6 protein-coding genes and 1 pseudogene are annotated in these 10057 nt (G+C 48.6%); 3 read left to right on the forward strand and 4 right to left on the reverse strand.

Annotated features, from left to right (window positions below):
* The first annotated feature begins 26 nt into the window (after nt 1–26).
* Both ACFQNG_RS17000 and pepF read left to right on the forward strand, forming a co-directional pair.
* A complete protein-coding gene (locus ACFQNG_RS17000; protein ID WP_379866873.1) occupies nt 27–935 on the forward strand; it encodes an EamA family transporter in 909 nt (302 codons plus the stop codon).
* 225 nt (nt 936–1160) lie between these two features.
* Nucleotides 1161–2978: an oligoendopeptidase F gene (pepF, locus tag ACFQNG_RS17005; protein WP_379866875.1), complete on the forward strand. Its 1818-nt coding sequence runs from the start codon at nt 1161–1163 to the stop codon at nt 2976–2978.
* 50 nt (nt 2979–3028) lie between these two features.
* Here pepF and msrB read toward each other — a convergent pair.
* A pseudogene (gene msrB, locus ACFQNG_RS17010) lies at nt 3029–3448 on the reverse strand (peptide-methionine (R)-S-oxide reductase MsrB); the annotation flags it as partial.
* A gap of 311 nt (nt 3449–3759) precedes the next feature.
* Between msrB and ACFQNG_RS17015 the strand changes: the two are divergent.
* Nucleotides 3760–6150, forward strand: a complete 2391-nt coding sequence (locus ACFQNG_RS17015; protein ID WP_379866877.1) for a penicillin acylase family protein — start codon at nt 3760–3762, stop codon at nt 6148–6150.
* Here ACFQNG_RS17015 and ACFQNG_RS17020 read toward each other — a convergent pair.
* The 3 genes from ACFQNG_RS17020 to ACFQNG_RS17030 form a co-directional block, all read right to left on the reverse strand.
* A complete protein-coding gene (locus ACFQNG_RS17020; protein ID WP_379866879.1) occupies nt 6140–6385 on the reverse strand; it encodes a hypothetical protein in 246 nt (81 codons plus the stop codon). The genes ACFQNG_RS17015 and ACFQNG_RS17020 overlap by 11 nt on opposite strands.
* A 155-nt stretch (nt 6386–6540) precedes the next feature.
* Nucleotides 6541–7515: a LacI family DNA-binding transcriptional regulator gene (locus ACFQNG_RS17025; RefSeq protein WP_379866881.1), complete on the reverse strand. Its 975-nt coding sequence runs from the start codon at nt 7513–7515 to the stop codon at nt 6541–6543.
* A 251-nt stretch (nt 7516–7766) separates the two neighbouring features.
* Complete coding sequence (locus ACFQNG_RS17030) at nt 7767–9419, reverse strand: cellulase family glycosylhydrolase (protein ID WP_379866883.1); 1653 nt, start codon at nt 9417–9419, stop codon at nt 7767–7769.
* Nucleotides 9420–10057: the final 638 nt, after the last annotated feature.

The following is a 10057-nucleotide window of genomic DNA, read 5'->3' on the forward strand; positions in this document are numbered from 1 at the left end:
TATAATCAAATGAGGAGATATGCCCGATGAATCGCATGAAAGCGAGCATATATGTGTTACTAGGCGCGGCATCTTATGGTGTGGTATCCACTTTGATCAAAATGGCTTATCAACATGGGTTTGCCACCCAAGAAATCACGGGAAGCCAAGTTTTGTTCGGAAGCCTCTTCTTGTGGTTGATCGCCTTGCCATCCTGTTTCAAGAAAAAAACCATTTCACGCAAACATCTCATTTCCCTGCTTTTATGTGGGATGGTATCCGGCTTGACGGGAATTTTCTATTATTTGTCCCTCAAAACCTTGTCCGCTTCTCTCGCCATCATTCTTATGTTTCAGTTCACTTGGATTGGTCTCTTATTGGAGTGGCGGCAAACGCGAAACAAGCCCAAATGGAATCACTGGATGGCCACCCTCATCATCTTGTGCGGCTCTTTATTGGCCAGCGCCACCCAGTTGGAAGGCGATTCCCTCCATCTCATGGGATTGGTCTTCGGCTTGCTCTCCGCACTCACTTATGCGTTGTTCATCCATTTTAGCGGCAGGGTCGCCACGGAAATCCATTCGCTGATCCGAAGCGCCAGCTTTGTTACCGGTGGATTGTTCACCAATCTCATCATCTTCTCCCCCGCCTTTCTCATCGAGGGAAAGCTTTTGGATGGCTTATGGTTTTGGGGACTTTTGATCGCTTTGTTCGGATCCATCATCCCCACCGTCTTATTCATGAAGGGAATTCCTCATATCGGCACAGGCTTGGCCTCCATTTTGGGTTCTGTCGAGTTGCCGGTCGTGATTGTCGCGGCAGCGGTCTTTTTGCACGAACGGACAACAACGCTCCAATGGACCGGGGTATGGCTCATCTTAATCGGCATTTTTCTCTCCGAGAACAAAACGATCTTTCAACGGCGGCCGTTCAAAGAAGAGTCATCGCCGCGGTGAAAAAGGCTCCCAGGGCATCTGAAGCCTTTTTTCGATTCTGTTCCAATGGGCTGGCAGCAAAAAGGGATTCCATTCTGGCGATTAAAAAAACAAAGGCCCTGAAACCGGGGAAGGAGCGTCTTTGCGTCCTTGATCCATGTCCAAACAGGGCCCATGAATCGTTCGTTGATCGAATTTTATAACCGCTTCGAGTATAATGATAAAAAAGAGATAAGGGGGCTTATTATGTCCAAGCAACAAAACAGCAAGCAACTGCCACATCGCTCCGAAGTGCCGGTGGAATACACCTGGCGATTGGAAGATATTTTCGCCAATGACGACCTATGGAACGAAGAATTCGACAAAGTGAAAGCCTTGATCCCCAAAGCGGCCGGCTTAAAAGGAACCTTGGGGCAATCCGCACAGTCTCTTCTGCGCGCACTGCGGTTTAAAGATGAATTGTACTTGCGCCTCGAACAACTGTATACATACGCTCACATGCGTTACGACCAAGATACCGGCAATTCATTCTATCAAGCGCTGGACGCGCGCGCGAAAAGCTTGTACGCAGAAGCGAGCAGTGCGCTTTCATTTATCACGCCCGAACTTCTCTCCATCAGCGAGGAAACCATTGAAAAGTTTCTCGCTGAAAACGAAGAGCTGCGTCTCTATGGCCATGCCTTGGAGAGATTGAATAAAAAACGCCCGCACGTTTTATCTGAAAAAGAAGAAGCAATTTTGGCCCAAGCGGCTGACGCGTTAAACGCTTCCAGCACCACCTTCGGCATGCTTAACAACGCCGATCTTGAGTTTCCAACCATCGTGGATGAGGACGGCGACACCGTTCAAATCACGCATGGTCGTTACATCAAATTGATGGAGAGCAGTGACCGTCGCATTCGCAAAGAAGCGTTTGAAGGCGTGTACCGCACCTATGACAAATATAAAAACACCTTTGCCAGCACATTGAGCGGGTCTGTAAAGAAAAACAACTTCTATGCCAAGGTTCGCGGTTATGACTCGGCCCGCCACGCGGCCCTGAGCAGCAATCACATTCCGGAAGCCGTGTATGACCAACTCGTCAACACCGTGAATGAACACTTGCCGCTCTTGCACCGCTATGTGGATATTCGCAAACGCGCCTTGGGATATGAAGAGCTTCACATGTATGACATCTACAATCCGCTGGTACCCGATGCGAAGATGAAAATCACCTATCCCGAGGCGCAGCAAAAATTGTTGGAAGGCTTGGCAGTCTTGGGGGATGAGTATGTCTCCATCCTCAAGGAAGCCTATAAAAACCGCTGGGTCGACGTGATGGAAAACAAAGGAAAACGGAGCGGCGCATACTCTTCCGGCTCTTACAGCACCAATCCGTATATCTTGATGAACTGGCAAGACACCATTGACAACTTGTTCACCTTGGCGCATGAGTTTGGCCACTCCGTGCACAGTTACTACAGCCGCAAACACCAACCTTATGTGTATGGCGATTACACCATCTTTGTCGCTGAAGTCGCTTCGACCTGCAATGAAGCCTTATTAAATGATTACTTGATGAAACAAACCACCGACAGGCAACAAAAGCTCTATCTCCTTAACCATTATGTCGACTCGTTCCGGGCCACCGTCTTCAGACAGACGATGTTTGCCGAATTTGAGCATGCCATCTACCAAAAAGCCCAAGCGGGTGAAGCGTTAACGCCTGATCTGCTCACATCGCTCTACTATGGGCTCAACAAAAAATACTATGGGGAAACGATGGTCAGCGATAAGGAGATCGGCTTGGAGTGGTCCCGCATTCCGCATTTCTATTACAACTACTACGTCTACCAGTACGCCACCGGCTTCAGTGCCGCAACGGCATTGTCCAAACAGATCCTAAGCGAGGGCAAACCCGCCGTGGAACGCTATACCCATTTCCTCAAAGCGGGCAACTCCGATTATCCAATTGAAGTGCTGAAGAAAGCGGGCGTTGACATGACTACCGCCGAACCCATTCGTTTGGCCTTAAAAGACTTTGAAGAGAAGCTAAATGAATTGGAACAACTTCTCTTTTCCTGATGAACAAACCTGGCGCGATCTTTGTGCGCCAGGTTTGTATGCCTGCCATCCTATTTTTCAAATAACTGCAAGAACTCGCCATATCCCTCTTTCTCCAACTCGTGTTTTGGAATAAAGCGCAACGCCGCGGAATTAATGCAATAGCGAAGGCGAGTCGGACCGGGACCATCGTCAAATACATGGCCCAAGTGCGAATCTCCTTCCTTGCTTCTGACTTCAGTGCGTATCATCCCATGGCTGGTATCCAACTTCTCAACGATATGCCCTTCAACCACCGGCTTGGTGAAACTGGGCCAACCACAACCGGCATCAAACTTATCCAGCGAACTGAACAGCGGTTCACCAGACACAATATCTACATAAAGCCCCTCTTCTTCATGATCCCAAAACTCATTGCGAAACGGGGGCTCTGTTCCATTTTCTTGTGTCACCCGATACTGCATGGGGGTTAAACGTTTTTTCAACTCCGCTTGTGTCGGAATCGGGTGACGCGCTCGTTTCTTTTGCATGTTGTTCTCCTCCTTCATCGGTTCAGCGGATTCCCATCGGTAAGTCTCACTTTTGAAATGATGCGCTGGATGGGGATTTGAAATGATTCCCCCTCCCATCTTAACTCTTTTAAACTGCCATCTGCACCCCCTGTCCCCAATAAGCGATGAGCCAATCACGGCAACCTAGAACCCAGACGGGCTCTCAGTTATGCAAATTTTTTTATTTTACAAAAACATTTATTATTGTAATAATAACATTATCAATCCCATTCAAAGGAGCTGATCATGCCATGACAGCACCCGCCGTAAAAAAAAAGGCCCGTTTTGCGATCTGGCGCACCCTTCTCATCTCACTCCTTTTTTTCCTCCTGTTATTGGTTAGTATCGGTCATGTATGGATTCACTATCCGCTCCCGCTGACCCAGGGAGAAGTGAAGTTGCCGGGACTGCGGTTCCCTGTCACTGTGACCCGCGATTCACAAGGGGTTCCGCATATTGAAGCGACCAACCAACATGACTTGTATATGGCGCAAGGCTATGTCACCGCGCAAGATCGCCTCTTTCAAATGGATTTGTCCCGGCGCATGGCATCAGGCCAATTAAGTGAAGTATTGGGAAAAGCGGCCTTGAAAAAGGACAGATTCTTCCGAACATTGGGGCTGCGACGGGCGGCCGAACTCTCTTATAACGCCTACTCCCCTGAAGCCAAACATGTGTTGTCCGCCTATGCCAAAGGGGTCAACGCCTATATGAACGAAGCCAAACAGCATCATCGATTGCCGATCGAGTTTACCTTCATCGGTTATGAACCGCGTCCATGGACGCCCATCGATTCCTTAACCATCGGCAAATATATGGCTTATGACTTGGGTGGCAAATGGAAGGGACAAGCGTTTCGCTACCTGGCGCTGCAACAACTGCCGCAAGCGGAAGCGTTGGAATTGTTTCCGCCGGAAGCGGACCGCGCCATCGATCCCCGTCAATTGGGATTCCCATCGAAAACCGCTCTCTCCCAATTGGCCGACAGCTTGGCGAAAGTCCCTTTTCCCTCTGAACATAACGGCAGCAACAACTGGGTCGTCTCCGGCAGCAAAACGGCCACGGGCAAACCCCTTTTGGCCAACGACCCCCACTTGGGCATCAATCTGCCCGCCATTTGGTACCAAACCACATTGACCAGCCCCGACACCCATGTAAGCGGCGTCATTTTTGCCGGGATCCCTGGCATTATCCTGGGACACAACGAAACCATCGCCTGGGGTGTGACCAACTTGGGGCCGGATGTGGAAGATCTCTATATTGAAAAACGGAATCCAGAGCAACCCACCCGATTCTTGTACAAGGGCAAATGGGAAAAGGCGCAAGTGATAATGGAAACCATCCTTGTGAAAGGGGAAAAGCCCCTTCAACACCAAGTTCTGATCACCCGTCATGGTCCGGTGATTTCCGAATGGGCTGATCCAGACAAAAAGCTGCAAGCAGATACCGCATTCGCTTTGCGTTGGACCGCTTTGGACGCGACCACCGAACTGGAAGCGGTGTTGCGGTTAAATCAATCACGCAATTGGGATGAATTTAAGCAGGCGCTAACCCATTTTAACGCCCCCGCCCAAAATTTCGTCTTTGCGAGCCTCGATGGCACCATCGCCTATCGCGCCAACGGCAAGATTCCGGTGCGCAAAGGAAACCGCGCCTTGCCTGTTCCCGGTTGGACCGATAAATATGAGTGGAAGAACTACATCCCGTGGGAAGAATTGCCGACGATCATCAACCCGCCATCCGGGTTTATCGCCACAGCGAACCATCGCGTTTTCGCCCAAACCTATCCCCACCATATTGCCAGCACTTGGGCCCCCCCTTATCGGACCAAACGGATTCATGAAGTGCTGTCAAGCAAAAACGGACTGACGGTCGCTGACATGAAGAACTTGCAAAGCGACGAGAAAAACCTGCAAGCGGCAAGAATGACCCAACCGCTCCTGCATCAATTGGACAAAGCCAAATTAACGGCCACTGAGCGGGAAGCCGTCCGTTTGCTGGAAAAGTGGAATCACTATGATCATGCCGATGCGGGAGCGCCCTTGGTGTACCATTTGTGGATGGAAGAAATCAAACAACAATTATACCGGCCGTTAAACAAAAAGACGGCCGAATTGTTCGAAGAAAAGGACATCGTCACTGATACTTTGTTATCCCAAGCGGCCCGTGGCGAAGCGGGCACGTGGATCAACCGGGCGGGAGGCATCAAAAAACTGAGCACAGACGCATTCAAACGAGCGGTCAAACGAGCCAGTGATTTGCAGGGAGCCCATCCAGCCTCCTGGCGTTGGGGCGAGTTCCATCAAATCGAATTCACCCACCCGCTCAGTGTGAAGAAACCGCTTGATTTATTGCTCAATTCTTCTTCTTATCCCGTTGGCGGCAGTGAACATACCGTTCGTGCCATGGGTTGGGACAAAGAGACGGGAAAAGTGGATCACGGCGCGCCATGGCGTATCGTCATCGATGTGGGCAACTTGCGCCAAGCGGAACACCTATTGGGACCCGGCCAATCGGGACAGTTCAGCAGCGACTGGTATGATGACCAAGCGGAAAGCTGGGCGACGAACCGTTATCACCGCACCATGTTGCAAGCCCCATCCGAAGCCGGCGCCAACCATCGTTTGCAGCTTATTCCTTAAACAAAGAAAAGCTGCCGGAGAACCATTGTTCCTCTCCAGCAGCTTCTTTTTCATTCATAGGCATCTTCCCTTGGGAATTATACAGGTCCCCCGGCTGATCGCCCCGGACAACCGAGCCGCACACTTGCACATACGGCACAACTGTGGAACGGTCGTAATCATTTACGCCTTTCACCAGACAAGAGTGAATCTGATCCCCTTCCAAGGTGACGATCGCACACCCTATCGCCGGCAAGTCTATGAAATCACGTTTAGGGAGACCGCACTGTTCAGCTTCGCTTCATAATCAGTGGGGCGAACATAGGTAACTTTGACATCGATGCCTTTCTCTTTTTCATATCTCACGATGATGTCATCCAATGTGTCCGGCTTTCTGATAAAAAAATAAGTTTATTGGCCGACATTCTTTTTCTGCACCGTTTCTCTTTCTACCAACTTCGGTTCTACCAATCGCTGAAGCAATTCATGATCGGGTAGTTCAATTCGTCTCACCATCTGTGCCGCCAAATGCTCGCCCACTTCAAAAATGGGCTGATGAATCGTGGTTAAGCGGGGATCGGCGATTTGATCAAGGAATAATCCGTCAAACCCGACGACAGACAACTCTTCCGGCACCTTGCGGTTACATTTCCGCGCCGCCCGCAACACACCCAAGGCGGTGGCATCGTTTGACGCGAAGATGGCGGTCATCCGTCGCTGCTCTATAAACGCAAGCGACTTCTGAAATCCGTCCTCCTCTGAATTCTTCACTGTGCAGACAAGTGACTCATCCAATGGGATGCCCGCTTCAGTCAACGCATCGAGATACCCTTGATAACGGTCGATGGGAAAACGCTTCGGTTCATCAATTTTCAAAAACCCGATCTCACGATGTCCCTGTTCAATCAGATGCTTGGTTGCCAGATATCCGCCCTTCCGGTTATCAATATCCACCCAATCCAATTCGGCCTCCGTCTGTCCAAACAGAACACAAGGGGTGTGAGGCAACTTTTGTTTGATCTCTTGTTCCTGTCCCAGATTTAGGCCCATGATGATCACGCCATCACATCGATATGGGAATTCCCAATCCCTGCGGATTAAAAATGAATAGTACTCCTTGCTCAACTGACTGGCAACACCCGACACCAACGTCATGATGAACGGATCCGAAATATCATGGCTTTCGGGGATCATGATATGGATCGTTCTCGTCTGGTTACTCACCAGCGCTTTTGCTGTCTGATTGGGGATAAACCCCGTTTCTTCCATCACTCGCTTCACTTTTTGCCGAGTTGACTCTTTCACTAGTTGGGGCGAGTTGATCACCCGCGATACAGTAATTATGGATACCCCAGCCAACTTGGCCACATCTTTCATCGTTGCCATTGCCATGCTCCTTTAAATGCGCTGTCCCCGCTTGACCCTCGGTCACTTTCATCGGCAACCGCGGTGTTGACGTTCTCTTCTAATTGAATCAACATTCCCAATCAATCATCTATTCAAACACAGGTCATTATATAAATATATTTTGTCAACAAGACAAAACCGGGCCTGAGGATCATTCCTCATCGTAGAAAGAGAGAGTGACGTCTCTTTATACCTTATGAGGATGATTTGGATTATTTGTTATCAGTGGCTTACGGCGCTACCGCTATCGTGAACGCTTCCCAAGCTCCCCCGACCGAAGTCCGATTGGCGATTAATTCCGGTGATCCTGCGTTTAAGTCCACACACACATACAAATTATTAGCTAATGCCCGAAGTGCAAAGGTACCGTTGCCCAGATCCACTAAATTGAATTTTTCCCACTGTTGAATATCGGTCGCGGATACGATCAGCTTGCCTTGCTGATTCAAATCTGCTTTCACATATTTATTATTGGCCATTGACAGAAGGGAGATTGTACCATCCGAATTGTTGATGATCTTGAATTTCTCCCATGCCTGCACTGAATTCCGATTCGCGGTCAGCGGATTGTTCCCGTAATTGTCGGCGCTTACATACTGATTGTTTGCACTTGCTTTGATACTATACCATGTGTCTGTGACGGGAGGGGTGTTCGTATGCTTCTTAACTAAGTTCTGGAACGTCGTATTGGGAGTGAAAAAGGCTGTGCTGAATTTGCTCCATTTGTCCAATATCACGGCTGCGCTATCGCTGCTCAGATTGGGAGTCGGGTTGTTGTTATTGTGATAATAACCCCAGTTTCCTCCACCCTTCACTTTATAACTCCAATTCGTCCAAGAAGCATTGAGAGCATTCAAACCAGCAAGCCACTTCTCATACAAGTCATTTTGACCAAAAGAGAATTCACCCGCATATACTGGAACATTCCATTTCAGTTGAAAATTGGACAAGTCCGCTAACCATCTGTTAATTTCAGAATTGGTTAAATCCCAGTTGTCATAATCTGTGAAGTTATAGTGATGCGTCTGGTATACCACATTGGTCCAGCCGTAGGTAGATGGCGGATAAGCCGCATACCAATCGAAGAATGCGGCAATTATGATGATGTGATCAGGGTCTTTGGCACGAACAGCTTGATACATGCGGTTATAGAATTGCATTTTCTGTTGAATTTGTGCCGCGTTCTCTGCGCCGCCCATCGTAACCAGGGGTTCGTTGAGCAAATCATAAGCGGCAACCGTTGGATTGCCTTTATAGTGCGTTGCAAGACGTTCCCAAATTTGAACGGTCCAGTTCTGATAAGTCGCATTCGTCCATAGCTGGTTGAAGTTTTCACGACCACAAGATTGCCATGGACACGCGGCACCGGGTGCGCCATGAAGGTCTAATATGACATAAATGTCACGACTGCCAGCTTCGGCAACAAGCCAGTCAAGTTTTCTGAATGTAATGTTATCCGGCTTCATTGTACCGTTCGAATACATGAAATCTTCCCAATACAACGGCACGCGAACGGCATTCATTCCCAAGTTTTTGATATTGTCAAGATCGCTGGCCTGTATCCATGTATCTTGGTAGCTGTTTAACAGCGATTGAGCGCCAGACTCGCCGAATCGGCTGGTTAACGTCTGCCGCACTGTATACTCGTCAGCCGCGCCCGCAGGAGACATCCAATTTTCCTGGAGCAACCAGCCTCCAAGATTTGTCCCCCGAAGATTGACAATTGCACCCGTACCGAAATGGTCTCGAATCACTTTACCATTTGTTTTCAAGAAGTCATCGGAATTGATTGCGGCGTTTACTTTGGATGCAGAGGGCAGGCCAAGGAACAATCCAATCAATAACACAAAACAAAGAGCGCTTAATAGGGATTTCTTCAACAACTGTCATCCCTCCCGTTAGGATTTAATTGATTTGAAGAGCCTTCATTTTGCTCGGTCTTGCCTCCTCCATTCACCCCCTTTCCATGATGACTACTTATGCAGCGTAATGACATGATTATCGTCCCTACACCATAAGACCCTCCCTATGGTTACTCCCTATTGCGAGTCGAATGCTGCTTGTCCGCTCATCTGGATTTCGGATTTCAGAACTCAACTAAACTCCGCTATCCGCCAATCCCGCAGCAAGCCGCCCCTAAAATCGAATCATTGACAATTGTCGGAAATCAACGCCGCCAACTTGGCCCCACCCGCTTTTATGGTTATCTGCTTCTTCTCTGCGATTAAGCATCTTATGGGAAAAATAAACCACAGGGAAAATGGAAACGTTATCATTTTTAATCAGGCCGTTACAAATCAAAACTTCTTTCATATATTTACGTTATCATTGTTATCATCCTTGTCTTTATATTGATTATATATAGAAGATTATAAATTATCCATATTGAAATTCTGAAACAATCAAAAAAGAGCATTGTCCGCATATCGGATCAATGCCCTGACTGGCATTCCCTGAAAACTAAAGAGTGAGTAAGCGTGACCTGAGAAAGTGTTCGTTCATTTAGCTCGTAAGAGCTCCT

Origin of the sequence: Laceyella putida (assembly GCF_042665195.1) — a bacterium.
Classification (GTDB): domain Bacteria; phylum Bacillota; class Bacilli; order Thermoactinomycetales; family Thermoactinomycetaceae; genus Laceyella; species Laceyella putida.

What these genes read in the sequence shown, in the direction of transcription:
- ACFQNG_RS17015 (WP_379866877.1), top strand. Translation starts at nt 3,760, where the DNA reads ATGACAGCACCCGCCGTAAAAAAAAAGGCCCGTTTTGCGATCTGGCGC.
- pepF (WP_379866875.1), top strand. Translation starts at nt 1,161, where the DNA reads ATGTCCAAGCAACAAAACAGCAAGCAACTGCCACATCGCTCCGAAGTG.
- ACFQNG_RS17025 (WP_379866881.1), bottom strand. Translation starts at nt 7,515, where the DNA reads ATGGCAACGATGAAAGATGTGGCCAAGTTGGCTGGGGTATCCATAATT.
- ACFQNG_RS17000 (WP_379866873.1), top strand. Translation starts at nt 27, where the DNA reads ATGAATCGCATGAAAGCGAGCATATATGTGTTACTAGGCGCGGCATCT.